General features: G+C 51.8%; 17 protein-coding genes and 1 pseudogene. 15 read left to right on the plus strand and 3 right to left on the minus strand.

Annotated elements, in window-relative coordinates; translation table 11 throughout:
* The 8 genes and pseudogenes from RTW80_RS31280 to RTW80_RS07475 all read left to right on the plus strand — a co-directional run.
* Positions 1-61: IS1 family transposase (locus tag RTW80_RS31280; RefSeq protein WP_071528444.1), on the plus strand; the 61-nt coding region annotated here is incomplete at its 5' end.
* Positions 62-78: 17 nt separating this feature from the next.
* Positions 79-1116: pseudogene (locus RTW80_RS07445) on the plus strand (DNA internalization-related competence protein ComEC/Rec2); the annotation flags it as partial.
* Positions 1117-1152: 36 nt separating this feature from the next.
* A complete protein-coding gene (msbA, locus tag RTW80_RS07450; protein ID WP_000551270.1) occupies positions 1153-2901 on the plus strand; it encodes a lipid A ABC transporter ATP-binding protein/permease MsbA in 1749 nt (582 codons plus the stop codon).
* Complete coding sequence (gene lpxK / locus RTW80_RS07455) at positions 2898-3884, plus strand: tetraacyldisaccharide 4'-kinase (protein WP_312718778.1); 987 nt, start codon at positions 2898-2900, stop codon at positions 3882-3884. The genes msbA and lpxK overlap by 4 nt, the downstream gene beginning before the upstream one ends.
* Before the next feature lie 36 nt (positions 3885-3920).
* A complete protein-coding gene (gene ycaQ, locus RTW80_RS07460; protein ID WP_000056538.1) occupies positions 3921-5153 on the plus strand; it encodes a crosslink repair DNA glycosylase YcaQ in 1233 nt (410 codons plus the stop codon).
* Between the two features lie 51 nt (positions 5154-5204).
* On the plus strand, positions 5205-5387 hold the full coding sequence (gene ycaR, locus RTW80_RS07465; protein ID WP_000350058.1) for a protein YcaR: 183 nt from the start codon (positions 5205-5207) through the stop codon (positions 5385-5387).
* Complete coding sequence (gene kdsB / locus RTW80_RS07470; RefSeq protein ID WP_000011603.1) at positions 5384-6130, plus strand: 3-deoxy-manno-octulosonate cytidylyltransferase; 747 nt, start codon at positions 5384-5386, stop codon at positions 6128-6130. The genes ycaR and kdsB overlap by 4 nt, the downstream gene beginning before the upstream one ends.
* 153 nt (positions 6131-6283) lie before the next feature.
* Positions 6284-7177, plus strand: a complete 894-nt coding sequence (locus RTW80_RS07475) for a YcbJ family phosphotransferase (protein ID WP_032247524.1) — start codon at positions 6284-6286, stop codon at positions 7175-7177.
* On the opposite strand, the gene elyC is transcribed toward RTW80_RS07475, so the two are convergent.
* A complete protein-coding gene (gene elyC, locus RTW80_RS07480) occupies positions 7154-7933 on the minus strand; it encodes an envelope biogenesis factor ElyC (RefSeq protein ID WP_000899600.1) in 780 nt (259 codons plus the stop codon). The genes RTW80_RS07475 and elyC overlap by 24 nt on opposite strands.
* A 135-nt stretch (positions 7934-8068) precedes the next feature.
* Here elyC and cmoM point away from each other — a divergent pair, with 135 nt between their 5' ends.
* From cmoM to gloC, 7 genes are all read left to right on the plus strand, one after another.
* Positions 8069-8854: a tRNA uridine 5-oxyacetic acid(34) methyltransferase CmoM gene (cmoM, locus tag RTW80_RS07485; RefSeq protein WP_001298300.1), complete on the plus strand. Its 786-nt coding sequence runs from the start codon at positions 8069-8071 to the stop codon at positions 8852-8854.
* Complete coding sequence (gene mukF / locus RTW80_RS07490) at positions 8851-10173, plus strand: chromosome partition protein MukF (RefSeq protein WP_001288850.1); 1323 nt, start codon at positions 8851-8853, stop codon at positions 10171-10173. Before cmoM ends, mukF begins: the two co-directional genes overlap by 4 nt.
* The gene (gene mukE / locus RTW80_RS07495) at positions 10154-10858 is read left to right on the plus strand and encodes a chromosome partition protein MukE (protein WP_001295347.1); all 705 of its coding nucleotides are present in this window, start codon (positions 10154-10156) and stop codon (positions 10856-10858) included. The genes mukF and mukE overlap by 20 nt, the downstream gene beginning before the upstream one ends.
* Positions 10858-15318 carry a chromosome partition protein MukB gene (gene mukB, locus RTW80_RS07500; protein ID WP_000572670.1) on the plus strand — a complete coding sequence of 1487 codons (4461 nt, stop codon included), beginning with the start codon at positions 10858-10860 and terminating at the stop codon, positions 15316-15318. Before mukE ends, mukB begins: the two co-directional genes overlap by 1 nt.
* Before the next feature lie 260 nt (positions 15319-15578).
* Complete coding sequence (gene ldtD / locus RTW80_RS07505; RefSeq protein ID WP_000925985.1) at positions 15579-17426, plus strand: L,D-transpeptidase; 1848 nt, start codon at positions 15579-15581, stop codon at positions 17424-17426.
* Between the two features lie 180 nt (positions 17427-17606).
* On the plus strand, positions 17607-18155 hold the full coding sequence (locus RTW80_RS07510) for a YcbK family protein (RefSeq protein ID WP_001295932.1): 549 nt from the start codon (positions 17607-17609) through the stop codon (positions 18153-18155).
* Between the two features lie 26 nt (positions 18156-18181).
* The gene (gene gloC / locus RTW80_RS07515) at positions 18182-18829 is read left to right on the plus strand and encodes a hydroxyacylglutathione hydrolase GloC (RefSeq protein WP_001109487.1); all 648 of its coding nucleotides are present in this window, start codon (positions 18182-18184) and stop codon (positions 18827-18829) included.
* A 221-nt stretch (positions 18830-19050) separates the two neighbouring features.
* On the opposite strand, the gene aspC is transcribed toward gloC, so the two are convergent.
* A complete protein-coding gene (gene aspC, locus RTW80_RS07520; RefSeq protein ID WP_000462687.1) occupies positions 19051-20241 on the minus strand; it encodes an aspartate transaminase in 1191 nt (396 codons plus the stop codon).
* Positions 20242-20425: 184 nt separating this feature from the next.
* Positions 20426-21514: a porin OmpF gene (gene ompF, locus RTW80_RS07525; protein WP_000977907.1), complete on the minus strand. Its 1089-nt coding sequence runs from the start codon at positions 21512-21514 to the stop codon at positions 20426-20428.
* Positions 21515-21881 lie beyond the last annotated feature (367 nt).

A 21881-nucleotide genomic window follows, 5' to 3' on the forward strand; every position in this document is an offset into this window, starting at 1 on the left:
ATCGGTGGAGCTGCATGACAAAGTCATCGGGCATTATCTGAACATAAAACACTATCAATAAGTTGGAGTCATTACCCGATGGTTGTGCATTTAAGCGGGCCGTTAATCCTGGAGCAAGGGTTATGGTTTCTTGCCGACCGGTCTTTGGCTTTACTTTTCTGGGGGTTAAAGAGTTTGCCGGAAGGGTGGATCAACATTGCTGAATGTTGGCAATGGCTATCATTTTCCCCATGGTTCTTACTGGTGGTATGGCGATTAAACGCCTGGCGAACGTTGCCAGCAATGTGTGTGGCTGGAGGCTTGCTGATGTGCTGGCCGCTGTGGCAAAAACCTCGACCTGACGAGTGGCAGCTGTACATGCTTGATGTCGGGCAAGGGCTGGCAATGGTGATAGCCAGAAACGGCAAAGCGATTCTCTATGACACAGGACTGGCCTGGCCTGAAGGGGATAGTGGGCAACAACTGATTATCCCCTGGCTCCACTGGCATAATCTTGAACCGGAAGGCGTTATTCTGAGCCATGAACATCTGGATCACCGGGGAGGGCTGGATTCAATATTGCATATATGGCCGATGTTATGGATCAGAAGTCCGTTAAACTGGGAACATCATCAGCCCTGTGTGCGTGGCGAAGCGTGGCAATGGCAAGGATTGCGTTTCAGCGCGCACTGGCCTTTACAAGGTAGCAACGATAAAGGAAATAACCATTCCTGTGTGGTTAAGGTTGATGACGGGACGAATAGCATTCTTCTAACCGGTGATATTGAAGCCCCAGCTGAACAAAAGATGCTAAGCCGTTACTGGCAGCAAGTGCAGGCAACATTGCTTCAGGTACCTCACCATGGCAGTAATACCTCATCATCGTTGCCATTAATTCAGCGAGTGAATGGAAAAGTGGCACTCGCATCGGCATCGCGCTATAACGCATGGCGACTGCCCTCTAACAAAGTTAAGCATCGCTATCAACTGCAAGGATATCAATGGATTGATACTCCACATCAAGGTCAAACAACGGTCAATTTTTCAGCGCAAGGCTGGCGGATTAGCAGCCTCAGGGAGCAAATTTTACCTCGTTGGTATCATCAGTGGTTTGGCGTGCCAGTGGATAACGGGTAGAATATGCGGCTATTTCAACAAATGCTGGTTTTTTGAATGCATAACGACAAAGATCTCTCTACGTGGCAGACATTCCGCCGACTGTGGCCAACCATTGCGCCTTTCAAAGCGGGTCTGATCGTGGCGGGCGTAGCGTTAATCCTCAACGCAGCCAGCGATACCTTCATGTTATCGCTCCTTAAGCCACTTCTTGATGATGGCTTTGGTAAAACAGATCGCTCCGTGCTGGTGTGGATGCCGCTGGTGGTGATCGGGCTGATGATTTTACGTGGTATCACCAGCTATGTCTCCAGCTACTGTATCTCCTGGGTATCAGGAAAGGTGGTAATGACCATGCGTCGCCGCCTGTTTGGTCACATGATGGGAATGCCAGTTTCATTCTTTGACAAACAGTCAACGGGTACGCTGTTGTCACGTATTACCTACGATTCCGAACAGGTTGCTTCTTCTTCTTCCGGCGCACTGATTACTGTTGTGCGTGAAGGTGCGTCGATCATCGGCCTGTTCATCATGATGTTCTATTACAGTTGGCAACTGTCGATCATTTTGATTGTGCTGGCACCGATTGTTTCGATTGCGATTCGCGTTGTATCGAAGCGTTTTCGCAACATCAGTAAAAACATGCAGAACACCATGGGGCAGGTGACCACCAGCGCAGAACAAATGCTGAAGGGCCACAAAGAAGTATTGATTTTCGGTGGTCAGGAAGTGGAAACGAAACGCTTTGATAAAGTCAGCAACCGAATGCGTCTTCAGGGGATGAAAATGGTTTCAGCCTCTTCCATCTCTGATCCGATCATTCAGCTGATCGCCTCTTTGGCGCTGGCGTTTGTTCTGTATGCGGCGAGCTTCCCAAGTGTCATGGATAGCCTGACTGCCGGTACGATTACCGTTGTTTTCTCTTCAATGATTGCACTGATGCGTCCGCTGAAATCGCTGACCAACGTTAACGCCCAGTTCCAGCGCGGTATGGCGGCTTGTCAGACGCTGTTTACCATTCTGGACAGTGAGCAGGAGAAAGATGAAGGTAAGCGCGTGATCGAGCGTGCGACTGGCGACGTGGAATTCCGCAATGTCACCTTTACTTATCCGGGACGTGACGTACCTGCATTGCGTAACATCAACCTGAAAATTCCGGCAGGGAAGACGGTTGCTCTGGTTGGACGCTCTGGTTCGGGTAAATCAACCATCGCCAGCCTGATCACGCGTTTTTACGATATTGATGAAGGCGAAATCCTGATGGATGGTCACGATCTGCGCGAGTATACCCTGGCGTCGTTACGTAACCAGGTTGCTCTGGTGTCGCAGAATGTCCATCTGTTTAACGATACGGTTGCTAACAACATTGCTTACGCACGGACTGAACAGTACAGCCGTGAGCAAATTGAAGAAGCGGCGCGTATGGCCTACGCCATGGACTTCATCAATAAGATGGATAACGGTCTCGATACAGTGATTGGTGAAAACGGCGTGCTGCTCTCTGGCGGTCAGCGTCAGCGTATTGCTATCGCTCGAGCCTTGTTGCGTGATAGCCCGATTCTGATTCTGGACGAAGCTACCTCGGCTCTGGATACCGAATCCGAACGTGCGATTCAGGCGGCACTGGATGAGTTGCAGAAAAACCGTACCTCTCTGGTGATTGCCCACCGCTTGTCTACCATTGAAAAGGCAGACGAAATCGTGGTCGTCGAGGATGGTGTCATTGTGGAACGCGGTACGCATAACGATTTGCTTGAGCACCGCGGCGTTTACGCGCAACTTCACAAAATGCAGTTTGGCCAATGATCGAAAAAATCTGGTCTGGTGAATCCCCTTTGTGGCGGCTATTGCTGCCACTCTCCTGGTTGTATGGCCTGGTGAGTGGCGCGATCCGTCTTTGCTATAAACTAAAACTGAAGCGCGCCTGGCGTGCCCCCGTACCGGTTGTCGTGGTTGGTAATCTCACCGCAGGCGGCAACGGAAAAACCCCGGTCGTTGTCTGGCTGGTGGAACAGTTGCAACAGCGCGGTATTCGCGTGGGGGTCGTATCGCGGGGATATGGTGGTAAGGCTGAATCTTATCCGCTGTTATTGTCGGCAGATACCACAACAGCACAGGCGGGTGATGAACCTGTGTTGATTTATCACCGCACTGATGCGCCTGTTGCGGTTTCTCCCGTTCGTTCTGATGCGGTAAAAGCCATTCTGGCGCAACACCCTGATGTGCAGATCATCGTAACCGACGACGGTTTACAGCATTACCGTCTGGCGCGTGATGTGGAAATTGTCGTTATTGATGGTGTGCGTCGCTTTGGCAATGGCTGGTGGTTGCCGGCGGGGCCAATGCGTGAGCGAGCGGGGCGCTTAAAGTCGGTTGATGCGGTAATCGTCAACGGCGGTGTCCCTCGCAGCGGTGAAATCCCCATGCATCTGCTGCCGGGTCAGGCGGTGAATTTACGTACCGGTACGCGTTGTGACGTTGCTCAGCTTGAACATGTAGTGGCGATGGCGGGGATTGGGCATCCGCCGCGCTTTTTTGCCACGCTGAAGATGTGTGGCGTACAACCGGAAAAATGTGTACCGCTGGCCGATCATCAGTCTTTGAACCATGCGGATGTCAGTGCGTTGGTAAGCGCCGGGCAAACGCTGGTAATGACTGAAAAAGATGCGGTGAAATGCCGGGCCTTTGCAGAAGAAAATTGGTGGTATTTGCCTGTAGACGCACAGCTTTCAGGTGATGAACCAGCGAAACTGCTTACGCAACTAACCTCGCTGGCTTCTGGCAACTAGTTACGCCGCGGCAGCGTTCGATTGATGGAGTCATGAATGTCGCTGCCGCACCTCTCCCTTGCTGATGCGCGTAATCTTCACCTTGCCGCACAAGGCCTGTTAAACAAACCCCGCCGTCGAGCGTCGTTGGAGGATATTCCGGCAACGATCTCCCGCATGTCCTTGCTGCAAATCGATACCATCAATATTGTTGCCCGTAGTCCATATCTGGTGCTTTTCAGTCGCCTGGGAAATTATCCTGCCCAGTGGCTGGATGAGTCTCTGGCGCGTGGCGAATTAATGGAATACTGGGCGCATGAAGCCTGCTTTATGCCGCGTAGCGACTTTCGTCTTATTCGCCACCGCATGCTGGCACCTGAAAAAATGGGCTGGAAATACAAAGACGCCTGGATGCAGGAACATGAGGCGGAAATTGCACAGTTAATTCAGCATATTCATGATAAGGGGCCGGTACGTTCAGCCGATTTTGAGCATCCTCGTAAAGGTGCAAGCGGCTGGTGGGAATGGAAGCCGCATAAACGGCATCTGGAAGGTTTATTTACTGCCGGAAAGGTGATGGTGATTGAACGGCGCAACTTCCAGCGCGTTTATGATTTAACCCACCGTGTCATGCCTGACTGGGATGATGAGCGCGATCTCGTTTCGCAAACAGAAGCAGAAATCATCATGCTGGATAACAGTGCGCGTAGCCTGGGAATATTCCGCGAACAGTGGCTGGCAGATTACTATCGGCTGAAACGTCCGGCACTGGCGGCGTGGCGCGAAGCGAGGGCTGAACAGCAGCAAATCATTGCTGTGCATGTTGAAAAATTGGGCAATCTTTGGCTGCATGATGATTTGCTGCCGCTACTCGAGCGAGCGCTGGCCGGAAAGCTCACTGCAACGCACAGCGCGGTACTTTCGCCTTTTGATCCTGTTGTCTGGGATCGCAAACGCGCAGAGCAGCTTTTTGATTTTAGCTACCGGCTGGAGTGCTATACCCCAGCGCCGAAACGCCAGTATGGCTATTTTGTTCTGCCGTTATTACATCGTGGGCAATTAGTTGGGCGAATGGATGCCAAAATGCATCGCCAGACAGGCATCCTTGAAGTTATCTCTCTGTGGTTACAGGAAGGTATTAAACCAACGACAACGCTGCAAAAAGGGCTACGTCAGGCGATTACTGATTTCGCTAACTGGCAGCAGGCAACGCGGGTGACATTAGGATGCTGCCCGCAAGGCCTCTTTACTGATTGCCGCACCGGCTGGGAAATAGACCCCGTCGCATAAATGATTATGATAAGATTTATGCATTCATAACCCGATCCATCTGGAGGAACTATGGATCATCGTCTGCTTGAAATCATTGCCTGCCCGGTTTGCAACGGAAAACTTTGGTATAACCAGGAAAAACAAGAGCTTATTTGCAAACTGGACAACCTCGCTTTCCCGCTGCGTGATGGCATTCCAGTGTTGCTGGAAACGGAAGCCCGCGTGCTGACTGCTGATGAGAGTAAATCATGAGTTTTGTGGTCATTATTCCCGCGCGCTACGCGTCCACGCGTCTGCCCGGTAAACCATTGGTTGATATTAACGGCAAACCCATGATTGTTCATGTTCTTGAACGCGCGCGTGAATCAGGTGCCGAGCGCATCATCGTGGCAACCGATCATGAGGATGTTGCCCGCGCCGTTGAAGCCGCTGGCGGTGAAGTATGTATGACGCGCGCCGATCATCAGTCAGGAACAGAACGTCTGGCGGAAGTTGTCGAAAAATGCGCATTCAGCGACGACACGGTGATCGTTAATGTGCAGGGTGATGAACCGATGATCCCTGCGACAATCATTCGTCAGGTTGCTGATAACCTCGCTCAGCGTCAGGTGGGTATGGCGACTCTGGCGGTGCCAATCCACAATGCGGAAGAAGCGTTTAACCCGAATGCGGTGAAAGTGGTTCTCGACGCTGAAGGGTATGCACTGTACTTCTCTCGCGCCACCATTCCTTGGGATCGTGATCGTTTTGCAGAAGGCCTTGAAACCGTTGGCGATAACTTCCTGCGTCATCTTGGTATTTATGGCTACCGTGCAGGCTTTATCCGTCGTTACGTCAACTGGCAGCCAAGTCCGTTAGAACACATCGAAATGTTAGAGCAGCTTCGTGTTCTGTGGTACGGCGAAAAAATCCATGTTGCTGTTGCTCAGGAAGTTCCTGGCACAGGTGTGGATACCCCTGAAGATCTTGAGCGCGTTCGCGCTGAAATGCGCTAATTTCACTTCACGACACTTCAGCCAATTTTGGGAGGAGTGTCGTACCGTTACGATTTTCCTCAATTTTTCTTTTCAACAATTGATCTCATTCAGGTGACATCTTTTATATTGGCGCTCATTATGAAAGCAGTAGCTTTTATGAGGGTAATCTGAATGGAACAGCTGCGTGCCGAATTAAGCCATTTACTGGGCGAAAAACTCAGTCGTATTGAGTGCGTCAATGAAAAAGCGGATACGGCGTTGTGGGCTTTGTATGACAACCAGGGAAACCCAATGCCGTTAATGGCAAGAAGCTTTAGTACGCCCGGAAAAGCCCGACAACTGGCATGGAAAACCACCATGCTGGCAAGAAGTGGGACTGTCCGTATGCCGACTATTTATGGTGTGATGACGCATGAAGAACACCCCGGCCCCGATGTCCTGCTACTGGAGCGGATGCGTGGTGTTTCGGTGGAGGCACCAGCCCGAACACCAGAACGCTGGGAACAACTCAAAGACCAAATCGTTGAAGCCTTACTGGCCTGGCACCGTCAGGACAGTCGCGGTTGCGTCGGCGCGGTCGACAATACTCAGGAAAATTTCTGGCCCTCATGGTACCGGCAACATGTTGAAGTGCTATGGACCACGCTCAATCAGTTCAATAACACCGGTCTGACGATGCAGGATAAGCGGATCCTGTTTCGCACTCGCGAATGTCTCCCGGCATTATTTGAAGGCTTTAACGACAATTGTGTGCTGATTCACGGTAACTTCTGTTTACGCAGCATGTTGAAAGATTCGCGCAGCGATCAGTTACTGGCGATGGTCGGGCCGGGACTAATGCTTTGGGCACCGCGAGAATACGAACTGTTCCGACTAATGGATAATTCTCTGGCGGAAGATTTGCTCTGGAGTTACCTGCAACGCGCGCCAGTGGCGGAGTCGTTCATCTGGCGGCGTTGGTTGTATGTGTTATGGGATGAAGTTGCGCAACTGGTTAATACCGGACGATTTAGTCGGCGCAACTTCGATCTGGCATCAAAATCACTCTTGCCGTGGCTCGCCTGACGAACCTTTTAGCCACTGCCAGATACGGCCAAGCGTTTCATAGCCAACACGATCGCTATGCATCAACCAGACCGGAGAAGGGATTGCCCGTTCCCACGGGTTAAGCGGCGAGTCGATGGCCAACTGATTCGCCGGGGCTGGTAGCGGATTTAACCCTTCCTGCTGAAAAAAGATCATCGCCCGCGGCAGATGTGATGCGGAGGTCACCAGCAGGAAAGGGGCGTCACCAATCGCCTGTTTCACTGCTGCAGCTTCTTCTTCGGTATCTTTTGGCAAATCCAGGGTGATAATTTGCTCGCGCGGCACGCCCAGCGATTGCGCAACTCTGGCACCTACTTCCGCTGTACTCACCGTATTGGTTTTTGCTACGCCTCCCGTGAAGATCAGTTTTGATCCCGGATTTTCGCGCCATAAGCGAATACCTTCATTCAGGCGTGGCAGACTGTTATTGATTAAATTAGAGCTCGGTGCCCACTGCGGGTTCCAGGTATAACCACCTCCGAGCACCACGATATAGTCCACTTTTTGCGAATTATTCCATGTCGGATAGGTGCTTTCGATGGGACGCAGCAGGCGGTCGGCTACCGGTTGCAAACTCAATAACAAGAGCGCCAGCCACCCAATGCTAATAAAAATCTTCCCGGTTTTTTGAAAACGGCTAAACCACAGCAGCGCCAGGCCAGCGCCAATAATCAACAACATCAGCGGAAGTGGCAGCAACATATTGCCAATCACTTTTTTCAGTGTAAAAAGCATCCTTTCTGGTTCCTTTTTTAACCATATAGCAAGGGATCGCCAGCGATATTACACCAGACGGGTTCATTCTCGCCGTGGCTGTGACAAAATAGCGTCTTTATCAGAAAACGTCTTAGCCAACCGGTGGAGAAAGCAATGCAGGATCGCAATTTTGATGATATTGCGGAAAAGTTTTCCCGTAACATTTACGGCACCACCAAAGGGCAGCTTCGACAGGCTATTCTGTGGCAGGATCTCGATCGCGTGCTGGCGGAAATGGGCCCGCAAAAACTGCGTGTGCTGGATGCTGGCGGTGGAGAAGGGCAGACCGCAATCAAAATGGCCGAGCGTGGGCATCAGGTCATTTTATGCGATCTTTCTGCGCAGATGATCGACCGCGCAAAACAGGCGGCAGAAGCAAAAGGTGTGAGCGACAACATGCAATTTATACATTGCGCCGCTCAGGATGTTGCTTCGCATTTGGAAACGCCCGTTGATCTGATATTGTTCCATGCGGTGCTCGAGTGGGTGGCTGATCCCCGCAGCGTATTGCAGACCCTGTGGTCAGTGTTGCGTCCAGGCGGCGTGTTGTCGTTAATGTTCTACAATGCGCATGGTTTGTTGATGCATAACATGGTCGCCGGGAATTTTGATTACGTGCAGGCGGGAATGCCGAAAAAGAAAAAACGGACGCTTTCGCCAGATTATCCACGCGACCCGGCGCAGGTTTATCTGTGGCTGGAAGAAGCTGGTTGGCAAATTATGGGTAAGACAGGCGTTCGCGTGTTTCATGATTATCTGCGCGAGAAACACCAGCAGCGCGACTGCTATGAAGCATTACTTGAATTAGAAACGCGTTATTGCCGTCAGGAACCGTATATTACCCTGGGGCGTTATATTCATGTCACCGCGCGCAAACCGCAGAGCAAGGATAAAGTATGAGTGAATTTTCCCAGACAGTCCCCGAACTGGTTGCCTGGGCCAGAAAAAATGACTTCTCCATCTCGCTGCCGGTAGACCGACTCTCTTTTCTGCTGGCGGTTGCCACGCTGAACGGCGAGCGTCTGGATGGTGAGATGAGTGAAGGCGAGCTGGTGGATGCATTCCGCCATGTGAGTGATGCGTTTGAGCAAACCAGCGAAACCATCGGCGTGCGCGCCAATAACGCGATCAACGACATGGTGCGTCAACGTCTGCTGAACCGCTTTACCAGCGAGCAGGCGGAAGGGAACGCAATTTACCGTCTGACGCCGCTCGGCATCGGCATTACTGACTACTACATCCGTCAGCGCGAGTTTTCTACGCTGCGTCTTTCTATGCAGTTGTCGATTGTGGCGGGTGAGCTCAAACGCGCAGCAGATGCCGCCGAAGAGGGCGGTGATGAATTTCACTGGCACCGTAATGTCTATGCGCCACTGAAATATTCGGTAGCAGAAATTTTCGACAGTATCGACCTGACGCAACGTCTGATGGACGAACAGCAGCAGCAGGTGAAGGACGATATCGCCCAGTTGCTGAACAAAGACTGGCGGGCGGCGATTTCCAGCTGTGAATTGTTGCTTTCGGAAACTTCCGGAACGCTGCGTGAATTGCAGGATACGCTGGAAGCGGCAGGCGACAAATTGCAGGCTAATCTGTTGCGCATTCAGGATGCGACGATGACCCATGACGATCTGCATTTCGTCGATCGTCTGGTGTTCGATCTGCAGAGCAAACTCGATCGTATTATCAGTTGGGGCCAGCAATCCATCGACTTGTGGATTGGCTACGACCGCCACGTACACAAATTTATTCGTACCGCGATCGATATGGATAAAAACCGCGTCTTTGCTCAGCGGTTACGTCAGTCGGTACAAACCTATTTTGATGAGCCGTGGGCGCTAACTTATGCCAATGCCGATCGTCTGCTGGATATGCGTGACGAAGAGATGGCACTGCGCGATGAAGAAGTGACTGGGGAACTTCCTGAGGATCTGGAATACGAAGAGTTTAACGAGATCCGCGAACAGCTGGCGGCGATCATCGAAGAACAACTTGCCGTGTACAAAACCAGACAAGTGCCGCTGGATCTTGGTCTGGTGGTACGCGAATATCTGTCACAGTATCCGCGTGCACGTCACTTTGACGTTGCGCGTATTGTTATTGATCAGGCGGTACGTCTTGGCGTAGCGCAAGCAGATTTCACCGGACTGCCAGCGAAATGGCAGCCGATTAATGATTACGGAGCCAAGGTACAGGCGCATGTCATCGACAAATATTGAACAAGTGATGCCGGTTAAGCTGGCGCAGGCGCTGGCGAATCCGTTATTTCCGGCGCTGGACAGCGCCTTACGTTCAGGCCGCCATATTGGCCTCGACGAACTGGATAATCATGCATTCCTGATGGATTTTCAGGAATATCTGGAAGAGTTTTACGCGCGTTATAACGTTGAGCTTATTCGCGCACCGGAAGGGTTCTTCTATTTACGCCCACGTTCCACCACTCTTATCCCGCGTTCCGTCTTGTCGGAACTGGATATGATGGTCGGGAAAATCCTCTGTTATCTCTATCTCAGCCCGGAACGGCTGGCGAATGAGGGGATTTTCACCCAGCAGGAACTGTACGACGAACTGCTCACCCTGGCCGATGAAGCAAAACTGCTGAAACTGGTGAACAACCGTTCAACCGGTTCAGACGTTGACCGTCAGAAGTTGCAGGAGAAAGTACGTTCTTCGCTCAACCGTCTGCGTCGTTTAGGCATGGTGTGGTTTATGGGCCACGACAGCAGCAAGTTTCGCATTACCGAATCGGTGTTCCGCTTCGGAGCCGATGTGCGTGCTGGCGACGATCCCCGTGAAGCACAGCGTCGCCTGATTCGTGATGGCGAAGCAATGCCGATTGAAAATCATCTGCAACTCAACGATGAAACCGAAGAGAATCAGCCAGATAGCGGAGAGGAAGAATAATGATTGAACGCGGTAAATTTCGCTCACTGACGCTGATTAACTGGAACGGCTTTTTTGCCCGAACTTTTGACCTTGACGAGCTGGTCACGACGCTTTCTGGCGGTAACGGGGCGGGTAAATCCACCACCATGGCGGCGTTCGTTACGGCGCTGATCCCCGACCTGACCCTGCTGCATTTCCGTAACACTACGGAAGCCGGGGCCACCAGCGGTTCGCGCGATAAAGGTCTGCACGGTAAGCTGAAAGCGGGTGTCTGTTATTCGATGCTCGACACCATTAACTCGCGCCACCAGCGCGTGGTGGTCGGTGTGCGTCTGCAACAGGTTGCCGGACGCGATCGTAAAGTGGATATCAAACCATTTGCCATTCAGGGACTGCCGATGTCGGTGCAGCCGACACAGCTGGTGACCGAAACCCTGAACGAACGCCAGGCGCGCGTGCTGCCGCTTAACGAGCTGAAAGACAAGCTCGAGGCGATGGAAGGCGTGCAGTTTAAACAGTTCAACTCCATTACCGATTACCACTCGCTGATGTTCGATCTGGGCATCATCGCGCGTCGTCTGCGCTCCGCATCTGACCGTAGCAAATTCTATCGTCTGATCGAAGCTTCGCTGTATGGCGGGATCTCCAGTGCCATTACCCGTTCTCTGCGCGACTACCTGTTGCCGGAAAACAGCGGCGTGCGTAAAGCGTTCCAGGACATGGAAGCGGCGCTGCGTGAAAACCGCATGACGCTGGAAGCGATTCGTGTCACCCAGTCGGACCGTGACCTGTTTAAGCATCTGATCAGCGAAGCTACCAACTACGTGGCGGCGGACTACATGCGTCACGCCAACGAGCGCCGTGTCCATCTCGACAAAGCCCTGGAGTTTCGTCGCGAGTTACATACTTCGCGTCAGCAACTGGCGGCTGAGCAGTACAAACACGTCGATATGGCGCGTGAGCTGGCAGAGCACAACGGTGCCGAAGGCGATCTGGAAGCGGATTATCAGGCGGCCAGCGATCACCTGAACCTGGTGCAAACCGCACTGCGTCAGCAGGAGAAGATCGAACGCTACGAAGCGGATCTCGATGAGCTGCAGATCCGTCTGGAAGAGCAAAACGAAGTGGTGGCAGAAGCCATCGAACGCCAGGAAGAGAACGAGGCTCGCGCGGAAGCTGCCGAACTGGAAGTGGACGAGCTGAAAAGCCAGCTTGCTGACTACCAGCAGGCGCTGGACGTCCAGCAAACGCGCGCGATCCAGTATAACCAGGCGATTGCTGCACTTAATCGTGCCAAAGAACTGTGCCATCTGCCGGACTTAACCGCCGACAGCGCCGCCGAATGGCTGGAAACCTTCCAGGCGAAAGAGCTGGAAGCGACTGAAAAAATGCTCTCTCTTGAGCAGAAAATGAGCATGGCGCAAACCGCGCACAGCCAGTTTGAGCAGGCTTATCAGCTGGTGGTGGCAATCAACGGCCCACTGGCGCGTAACGAGGCGTGGGATGTCGCTCGCGAACTATTGCGCGAAGGGGTCGATCAGCGTCACCTGGCAGAGCAGGTTCAGCCGCTGCGGATGCGATTAAGCGAACTGGAACAGCGTCTACGCGAGCAGCAAGAAGCTGAGCGTCTGCTGGCAGATTTCTGCAAACGTCAGGGCAAGAATTTTGATATCGACGAACTGGAAGCCCTGCATCAGGAACTGGAAGCACGCATTGCCTCTCTTTCCGATAGCGTGTCTAACGCCCGTGAAGAGCGCATGGCACTGCGCCAGGAGCAGGAACAGCTGCAGTCTCGCATTCAGAGTTTGATGCAGCGTGCGCCGGTTTGGCTGGCAGCGCAAAACAGTCTCAACCAGTTGAGCGAACAGTGCGGCGAAGAGTTTACCTCCAGCCAGGACGTCACCGAATATCTGCAACAGTTGCTGGAGCGTGAGCGAGAGGCGATTGTTGAACGCGATGAAGTGGGCGCGCGCAAAAACGCCGTCGATGAAGAGATCGAACGTTTAAGCCAGCCTGGCGGCTCTGAAGATCAGCGTCTGAACGCGCTGGCGGAGCGTTTTGGTGGTGTGCTGCTGTCAGAAATTTATGACGACGTTAGCCTGGAAGATGCGCCGTACTTCTCAGCGCTGTATGGCCCGTCACGCCACGCCATCGTGGTGCCAGATCTGTCACAGGTAACTGAACACCTGGAAGGCTTGACCGATTGCCCGGAAGATCTCTATCTGATCGAAGGAGATCCGCAGTCATTCGATGACAGCGTGTTCAGCGTTGATGAGCTGGAAAAAGCGGTAGTGGTGAAAATCGCCGATCGTCAGTGGCGTTATTCACGTTTCCCGGAAGTGCCGCTGTTTGGTCGTGCTGCGCGTGAAAGCCGTATTGAAAGCCTCCATGCCGAGCGTGAAGTGCTTTCCGAACGCTTCGCCACGCTCTCCTTTGATGTACAGAAAACTCAGCGTCTGCATCAGGCGTTCAGCCGCTTTATCGGCAGTCATCTGGCGGTTGCGTTTGAGTCTGACCCGGAAGCAGAAATCCGTCAACTGAACAGCCGTCGCGTCGAACTGGAGCGGGCGTTAAGTAATCATGAAAATGATAACCAGCAGCAGCGTATTCAGTTTGAGCAGGCGAAAGAGGGCGTTACGGCGCTGAACCGCATTCTGCCGCGTCTCAACCTGTTGGCTGATGACAGCCTGGCGGATCGCGTCGATGAAATCCGCGAACGTCTGGATGAAGCCCAGGAAGCCGCGCGTTTTGTTCAGCAGTTTGGCAATCAACTGGCGAAACTGGAACCGATTGTTTCGGTATTGCAGAGCGACCCGGAACAGTTCGAACAGTTAAAAGAAGATTACGCGTACTCTCAGCAGATGCAGCGCGATGCCCGTCAGCAGGCGTTTGCCCTGACGGAAGTGGTGCAGCGTCGTGCGCACTTTAGCTATTCTGACTCGGCAGAAATGCTTAGCGGTAACAGCGATCTCAACGAAAAACTGCGTGAACGTCTGGAACAGGCGGAAGCGGAGCGTACCCGCGCTCGCGAAGCGTTGCGCGGTCACGCAGCGCAGTTGAGTCAGTACAACCAGGTGCTGGCTTCGCTGAAAAGTTCTTACGACACCAAAAAAGAGCTACTCAACGATCTGCAACGTGAATTGCAGGATATCGGCGTGCGTGCTGATAGCGGGGCAGAAGAGCGGGCGCGTATTCGCCGTGACGAGCTGCATGCGCAACTGAGCAATAACCGTTCACGCCGCAATCAACTGGAAAAAGCGCTTACCTTCTGCGAAGCGGAGATGGACAACCTGACCCGCAAACTGCGCAAGCTGGAGCGGGATTACTTTGAGATGCGCGAGCAGGTAGTGACCGCCAAAGCGGGCTGGTGTGCGGTGATGCGCATGGTGAAAGATAACGGCGTTGAGCGCCGCTTACACCGTCGTGAGCTGGCTTATCTCTCCGCTGATGATTTGCGTTCCATGTCGGATAAGGCGTTAGGTGCGCTGCGTCTGGCGGTGGCGGATAACGAACATCTGCGCGACGTGCTGCGCATGTCGGAAGATCCGAAACGTCCGGAGCGTAAAATTCAGTTCTTCGTGGCGGTTTATCAGCATCTGCGTGAACGTATTCGTCAGGATATTATTCGTACCGATGATCCGGTGGAAGCTATCGAACAGATGGAGATTGAACTTAGCCGTCTGACCGAAGAATTAACCTCCCGTGAACAGAAACTGGCGATCAGTTCCCGCAGCGTGGCGAACATCATTCGCAAAACCATTCAGCGCGAGCAGAACCGTATCCGTATGCTCAACCAGGGGTTGCAGAACGTATCGTTTGGTCAGGTGAACAGCGTGCGTCTCAACGTGAACGTGCGTGAAACGCACGCCATGCTACTGGATGTGCTCTCTGAACAGCACGAGCAGCATCAGGATCTGTTTAACAGCAACCGTTTGACCTTCTCGGAAGCGCTGGCGAAACTGTATCAACGTCTTAACCCGCAGATTGATATGGGGCAGCGCACGCCGCAGACCATCGGTGAAGAACTGCTGGATTACCGCAACTATCTGGAAATGGAAGTTGAGGTTAACCGTGGTTCCGATGGCTGGCTGCGCGCAGAGTCTGGTGCATTGTCGACCGGTGAGGCGATTGGTACCGGTATGTCGATTCTGGTGATGGTGGTACAAAGCTGGGAAGATGAATCTCGCCGCCTGCGCGGTAAAGATATCTCTCCTTGCCGCCTGCTGTTCCTCGATGAAGCAGCGCGACTGGATGCTCGTTCTATCGCCACGCTGTTTGAATTGTGTGAGCGTTTGCAAATGCAACTCATCATCGCAGCGCCGGAAAATATCAGCCCGGAGAAAGGCACCACCTATAAACTGGTGCGTAAAGTCTTCCAGAATACCGAACACGTTCATGTCGTCGGCCTGCGAGGATTTGCGCCGCAACTCCCTGAAACGCTTCCAGGAACTGACGAAGCGCCTTCTCAGGCGAGTTAAAATTAAGGCGGCAGCAATGCCGCCTTTTCTTTTTCCGAAAACTCCGTTTCTGCACTAAAAAAGTGGCACATTACGGCGCGCTTTTCTTTAAACTTCTTTACATTAGGTTATGTAAAAACGTATCGGCGTTTATATACTGAAGATAAGCCTGATGAGTAACAGGCTTGCTCGTCATACTTTCGTGAGTATTGGCGTTGTACAGGCAAGTCGTAAAATAACAGCCTGGCTATTCAGAGTATGATAAAAACAGGGGGCAAGGGATGTTGCTTAATATGATGTGTGGTCGTCGGCTGTCGGCAATCAGTTTGTGCCTGGCCGTAACATTCGCTCCACTGTTCAATGCGCAGGCCGATGAGCCTGAAGTAATCCCTGGCGACAGCCCGGTGGCTGTCAGTGAACAGGGCGAGGCACTGCCGCAGGCGCAAGCCACGGCAATAATGGCGGGGATCCAGCCATTGCCTGAAGGTGCGGCAGAAAAAGCCCGCACGCAAATCGAATCTCAATTACCCGCAGGTTACAAGCCGGTTTATCTTAACCAGCTTCAACTGTTGTATGCCGCACGCGATATGCAACCCATGTGGGAAAACCGTGATGCTGTTAAAGCCTTCCAGCAACAGCTGGCAGAGGTGGCGATTGCCGGTTTCCAGCCGCAGTTTAATAAATGGGTAGAGTTACTGACCGATCCTGGTGTTAACGGGATGGCACGCGACGTGGTGCTCTCTGATGCGATGATGGGCTATCTCCATTTCATTGCAAATATTCCGGTCAAAGGCACTCGCTGGCTATATAGCAGTAAACCTTATGCACTTGCAACGCCGCCGCTCTCGGTGATTAACCAATGGCAGCTGGCGCTGGATAAAGGTCAATTGCCTACGTTTGTTGCAGGACTGGCACCGCAGCATCCGCAATATGCGGCGATGCATGAATCGTTACTGGCCTTACTCTGTGACACCAAACCGTGGCCCCAACTGACCGGCAAAGCAACGTTGCGCCCAGGGCAGTGGAGTAACGACGTACCGGCGTTGCGCGAAATATTGCAACGCACAGGCATGTTGGACGGGGGGCCGAAAATTACTCTACCTGGCGATGACACGCCAACTGACGCGGTAGTCAGCCCATCCGCTGTTACTGTTGAAACAGCAGAAACTAAGCCGATGGATAAGCAAACGACGTCTCGTAGTAAACCTGCGCCTGCCGTTCGCGCCGCCTACGATAATGAACTGGTGGAAGCCGTTAAACGTTTTCAGGCATGGCAAGGATTGGGGGCAGATGGTGCTATTGGCCCGGCAACACGTGACTGGTTAAACGTAACGCCCGCCCAGCGTGCTGGCGTGTTGGCTCTCAACATCCAGCGATTGCGCTTGCTGCCAACAGAGCTTTCTACCGGGATCATGGTTAACATTCCGGCCTATTCGCTGGTCTACTATCAGAACGGCAATCAGGTGCTGGATTCGCGAGTCATTGTCGGTCGCCCCGATCGCAAAACGCCGATGATGAGCAGTGCCCTTAACAACGTAGTGGTAAACCCGCCGTGGAACGTACCTCCAACTCTGGCACGCAAAGATATTCTGCCAAAAGTGCGCAACGATCCGGGATATCTCGAAAGCCATGGCTATACGGTGATGCGCGGCTGGAACAGCAGAGAAGCGATTGACCCATGGCAGGTTGACTGGTCTACAATCACGGCCTCGAATTTACCGTTCCGCTTCCAGCAGGCTCCAGGCCCACGGAACTCGCTGGGGCGCTATAAATTCAATATGCCGAGTTCAGAGGCCATTTATTTGCATGACACGCCGAACCACAATCTGTTCAAGCGTGATACACGCGCATTGAGCTCAGGCTGTGTACGAGTGAATAAAGCTTCCGATCTGGCGAATATGCTGTTGCAGGATGCAGGCTGGAATGACAAACGTATTTCTGATGCGCTGAAGCAGGGTGATACACGTTACGTCAATATTCGGCAGTCGATTCCGGTGAATCTCTACTACCTGACGGCCTTTGTTGGTGCAGATGGTCGTACCCAGTATCGTACAGATATTTACAATTATGATCTGCCTGCGCGATCCAGCTCGCAAATCGTATCGAAAGCGGAACAATTAATCAGGTAAATGAAGTAGTTCGGGGAAATCAGTTGTCGTAATAATTAGCATGATTGGGGGCGATTCTCTGCAGCCCCCGTCACTGCTGGGGTTGAGTCATCTTGACGTCTGCTTTACGGGCGGTTAAGGTGCCTCTTGTGCGCCAGAAGTGCATATAAACGATAACATTGACCTGTAGACTTGATTATCATGGACAAATTCGACGCTAATCGCCGCAAATTGCTGGCGCTTGGTGGCGTTGCACTCGGTGCCGCCATCCTGCCGACCCCTGCGTTTGCAACACTCTCTACCCCACGCCCGCGCATTTTGACACTCAATAATCTTCATACCGGAGAGTCAATCAAAGCGGAGTTTTTCGATGGCAGAGGCTATATTCAGGAAGAATTGGCAAAACTTAACCATTTTTTCCGCGATTACCGCGCGAACAAAATAAAGTCCATCGACCCAGGATTATTCGACCAGTTGTATCGCCTGCAAGGGTTGTTAGGCACGCGCAAACCGGTGCAACTCATTTCCGGTTATCGTTCTATTGATACCAACAATGAACTACGCGCCCGCAGCCGTGGAGTAGCGAAGAAAAGCTATCACACTAAAGGCCAGGCGATGGATTTCCATATTGAAGGTATCGCGTTAAGCAATATTCGCAAAGCCGCGTTATCTATGCGCGCAGGTGGTGTAGGATATTACCCACGTAGTAACTTTGTGCATATTGATACCGGGCCAGCACGGCACTGGTAGCAATCGCTTAACGAAACAGGGGCAGTATGAACTATCGTATTATTCCGGTCACCGCATTCTCCCAGAACTGTTCATTAATCTGGTGTGAACAAACCCGTCTGGCCGCACTGGTCGATCCTGGCGGCGATGCGGAAAAAATCAAACAGGAAGTTGATGACAGCGGCCTGACACTGATGCAGATCCTGCTGACGCATGGTCATCTGGACCACGTTGGCGCAGCGGCGGAACTGGCGCAACATTACGGCGTGCCAGTTTTTGGCCCGGAAAAAGAAGATGAGTTCTGGCTGCAAGGCTTGCCTGCGCAAAGTCGTATGTTTGGTCTGGAAGAGTGCCAGCCGCTGACGCCAGATCGTTGGCTGAACGAAGGCGATACCATCAGCATAGGGAATGTGACTTTACAGGTGTTACATTGCCCTGGGCATACGCCGGGTCATGTAGTGTTTTTTGATGATCGGGCAAAGCTGCTGATTTCTGGCGATGTTATTTTCAAAGGCGGAGTAGGGCGCAGTGACTTCCCGCGTGGCGATCATAATCAACTGATTTCTTCAATCAAAGATAAATTGCTGCCACTGGGGGATGACGTGACATTTATTCCGGGTCACGGACCATTATCCACACTTGGTTATGAACGCCTGCATAATCCCTTCCTGCAAGACGAAATGCCCGTCTGGTAAGGCACATAAAAAAGCCCGCTTTTAATGCGGGCCTGGATTTCTGGCAAAGTGCGCTTTGTTTATGCCGGATGCGGCACGAGCGCCTTATCCGGCCTACAAAATCGTGCAAATTCAAAATATTGCAGGGGACGCGTAGGCCTGATAAGCGTAGCGCATCAGGCAATGTTGCGTTTGTCATCAGTCTCAGCCCGCTTTTCAGCGGGCTTCATTGTTTTTAATGCTTACAGCACTGCCACAATCGCTTCGCACAGCGGAGCCATGTTATCTGGTGTCATCCCGGCCACATTTACGCGACCAGAAGCAACCGCATATACGCCAAACTCTTCGCGCAGACGCAGCACTTGTTCTTTTGTCAGGCCACTGAAGGAGAACATGCCGTTCTGTTTGATGATAAAGCTGAAGTCGCGGTTTGCGCCTTTTTCCTGCAGCGTATTGACGAACAACTGACGCATACGCTGAATACGCTGGCGCATATCAGTCAGCTCTTGTTCCCAAATCGCACGTAACGCATCGTTGCTCAGGATGGTGGCAACAACAGAAGCGCCGTGTGCTGGTGGGTTAGAGTAGTTAGCGCGAATCGCCGCTTTCATTTGGCTGAATGCGCGATCAACGGTTTCACTGTCGGCAGCAACCAGAGTACAAGCGCCAACACGCTCGTTGTACAGGCCAAAGTTTTTAGAGTAGGAACTGGCAACAATCAGCTCTTTATGCATAGCCGCGAAAGCGCGCAGTCCTTCAGCATCTTCTTCCAGACCACGGGCAAAACCCTGGTAAGCGAAGTCAAACAGCGGTAACCAGCCTTTCTCAACGGAGAGTTGTGCCAGTGTCTGCCATTGTTCCAGCGTAGGGTCGATACCGGTTGGGTTATGGCAGCAGCCATGGAACAGCACTACGTCGCCAGCCTGAGCTTCATTCAGGCTGTTAATCAGTGCATCGAAGTCAAGAGTGTGATTTTCCGCATCATAATAAGCGTATTCACGAACTTCCAGACCTGCAGAGTTAAAGACGCTCTTATGGTTCGGCCAGCTTGGGTTGCTCACCCACACTCGCTTAACGCTGGTATTTTTTGCCAGGAAATCGGCAGCTACGCGTAGTGCGCCAGTGCCCCCCGGAGTCTGTGCCGTGCGAGCACGTTTGTCATTGATCAGGGCGCTACCTTTACCAAACAGCAGTTCCTGAGTGCAGCGACCAAATTCAGGGATGCCGTCAATGCCGAGGTAATTTTTGGTGGTTTCATTTTCGAGCAGATACTGTTCAGCCTTTTTCACGCTGGTCAGTACCGGGGTTTTGCCCGTCTCATCTTTATAGACACCAATCCCGAGGTTAATTTTGCCGGGACGTTCATCGGCACGAAACAGATCGGCCAGGCCCAGAATCGGGTCGGCAGGAGCGGCGGTAATGTTCTCAAACATGACGAGGTTCCATTATGGTTACAGAAGGGAAGTCCGCTATCAGGGTAACGGGAGATTTACAAAATTCCAACTATTACTGATGAAAACTCAGGCTGTTTTTGCAAGACGTGAGATTGCTCTGGAAGGTATAAAAAAAACAGGACCAACGTCCTGTTTTTTCGGCATTTAACAAAGAGGTGTGCTATTAGAACTGGTAAACGATACCCACAGCAACGGTGTCGTCTGAACCTACGCCCAGTTTGTTGTCAGAATCGATCTGGTTGATGATGTAGTCAACATAGGTGGACATGTTTTTGTTGAAGTAGTAGGTTGCGCCCACTTCAAAGTAGTTCACCAGATCAACATCACCGATACCTTCTACGTCTTTCGCTTTAGATTTGGTGTAAGCGATGGACGGACGCAGACCGAAATCGAACTGGTATTGCGCAACTAACAGAACGTCTTGCGTTTTGTTGGCGAAGCCGCTGGTGTTTGTAAATTTATTAGTGATCGGCGTAGCGTTACGGGTTTCACCGTAGTTCGCTGCCAGGTAGATGTTGTTCGCGTCGTACTTCAGACCAGTAGCCCACTGTTCAGCTTTTTTACCGTTGCCAAGAGGTTGAGCTTCTTGCAGGTTGGTACGGTCAGCTGCACCATAAGCACCAACGATACCAAAGCCTTCGTATTCGTAGCTGATAGAACCGCCAACACCGTCGCCGTTAGAGCGGCGTGCAGTGTCACGCTCGTTTTTACCCAGGTACTGAACAGCGAAGTTCAGGCCATCAACCAGACCAAAGAAGTTGGAGTTACGATAGGTAGCAACGCCGCCAACACGACCAACGAAGAAGTCATCGCTGTATGCAGTATCACCACCAAATTCTGGCAGCATATCGGTGTAACCCAGTGCATCATAAACCACACCGTAGTTACGGCCGTAATCGAAAGAACCAATGTCAGCGTATTTAAGACCCGCGAATGCCAGACGCGTTTTGTTACCAGTTTGAGCGTCAGCGCCTTCAGAGTTGTTACCCTGGAAGTTATATTCCCACTGACCATAACCGGTCAGATCGGAATTGATTTGTGTTTCCCCTTTAAAACCAAGACGGGCATAAGTTTTGTCGCCGTTTCCGCCGTAACTGTTTACACCATTGTCTTTAGAAAAATAATGCAGACCGACAGCTTTACCGTACAGATCTACTTTGTTGCCATCTTTGTTATAGATTTCTGCAGCGTTTGCAGTACCTGCTACTAACAGAGCAGGGACGATCACTGCCAGAATATTGCGCTTCATCATTATTTATTACCCTCATGGTTTTTTTTATGACACCTGCCACTGCCGTCAATAAGTTCTGTCAATAAAAATTTACGGAACTATTGATGAGAGTTTGGTGTCTTTATGTGTCTGCAGGCATCTTTCCATTCAAACTAACGTTTCGCTACCGTGAAAGTGCTACAAAGATAAAGATTTGGTTTCAAAAAGAAAAAATATGTAACCAAAAGTAAAATTTAAGGAACTTTGTGAACACCGTCATATTTCCATAGAAGCGTGATGATATTTACAGCAATTTTTATCTATTTATATGATTTCCTTATATTTAAATTAACTAAACGGAAATTTTGTTTCTGATGGAAACTTTATCGACCTGGCACTAAATCCTCGT

Origin of the sequence: Escherichia sp. AM3 (assembly GCF_032029835.1) — a bacterium.
Classification (GTDB): domain Bacteria; phylum Pseudomonadota; class Gammaproteobacteria; order Enterobacterales; family Enterobacteriaceae; genus Escherichia; species Escherichia coli.

Excerpts from the sequence above, each read along its gene's own strand:
- msbA (WP_000551270.1), top strand. The coding sequence starts at position 1,153 with ATGCATAACGACAAAGATCTCTCTACGTGGCAGACATTCCGCCGACTG.
- lpxK (WP_312718778.1), top strand. The coding sequence starts at position 2,898 with ATGATCGAAAAAATCTGGTCTGGTGAATCCCCTTTGTGGCGGCTATTG.
- ycaQ (WP_000056538.1), top strand. The coding sequence starts at position 3,921 with ATGTCGCTGCCGCACCTCTCCCTTGCTGATGCGCGTAATCTTCACCTT.
- ycaR (WP_000350058.1), top strand. The coding sequence starts at position 5,205 with ATGGATCATCGTCTGCTTGAAATCATTGCCTGCCCGGTTTGCAACGGA.
- kdsB (WP_000011603.1), top strand. The coding sequence starts at position 5,384 with ATGAGTTTTGTGGTCATTATTCCCGCGCGCTACGCGTCCACGCGTCTG.
- RTW80_RS07475 (WP_032247524.1), top strand. The coding sequence starts at position 6,284 with ATGGAACAGCTGCGTGCCGAATTAAGCCATTTACTGGGCGAAAAACTC.
- elyC (WP_000899600.1), bottom strand. The coding sequence starts at position 7,933 with ATGCTTTTTACACTGAAAAAAGTGATTGGCAATATGTTGCTGCCACTT.
- cmoM (WP_001298300.1), top strand. The coding sequence starts at position 8,069 with ATGCAGGATCGCAATTTTGATGATATTGCGGAAAAGTTTTCCCGTAAC.
- mukF (WP_001288850.1), top strand. The coding sequence starts at position 8,851 with ATGAGTGAATTTTCCCAGACAGTCCCCGAACTGGTTGCCTGGGCCAGA.
- mukE (WP_001295347.1), top strand. The coding sequence starts at position 10,154 with ATGTCATCGACAAATATTGAACAAGTGATGCCGGTTAAGCTGGCGCAG.
- mukB (WP_000572670.1), top strand. The coding sequence starts at position 10,858 with ATGATTGAACGCGGTAAATTTCGCTCACTGACGCTGATTAACTGGAAC.
- ldtD (WP_000925985.1), top strand. The coding sequence starts at position 15,579 with ATGTTGCTTAATATGATGTGTGGTCGTCGGCTGTCGGCAATCAGTTTG.
- RTW80_RS07510 (WP_001295932.1), top strand. The coding sequence starts at position 17,607 with ATGGACAAATTCGACGCTAATCGCCGCAAATTGCTGGCGCTTGGTGGC.
- gloC (WP_001109487.1), top strand. The coding sequence starts at position 18,182 with ATGAACTATCGTATTATTCCGGTCACCGCATTCTCCCAGAACTGTTCA.
- aspC (WP_000462687.1), bottom strand. The coding sequence starts at position 20,241 with ATGTTTGAGAACATTACCGCCGCTCCTGCCGACCCGATTCTGGGCCTG.
- ompF (WP_000977907.1), bottom strand. The coding sequence starts at position 21,514 with ATGATGAAGCGCAATATTCTGGCAGTGATCGTCCCTGCTCTGTTAGTA.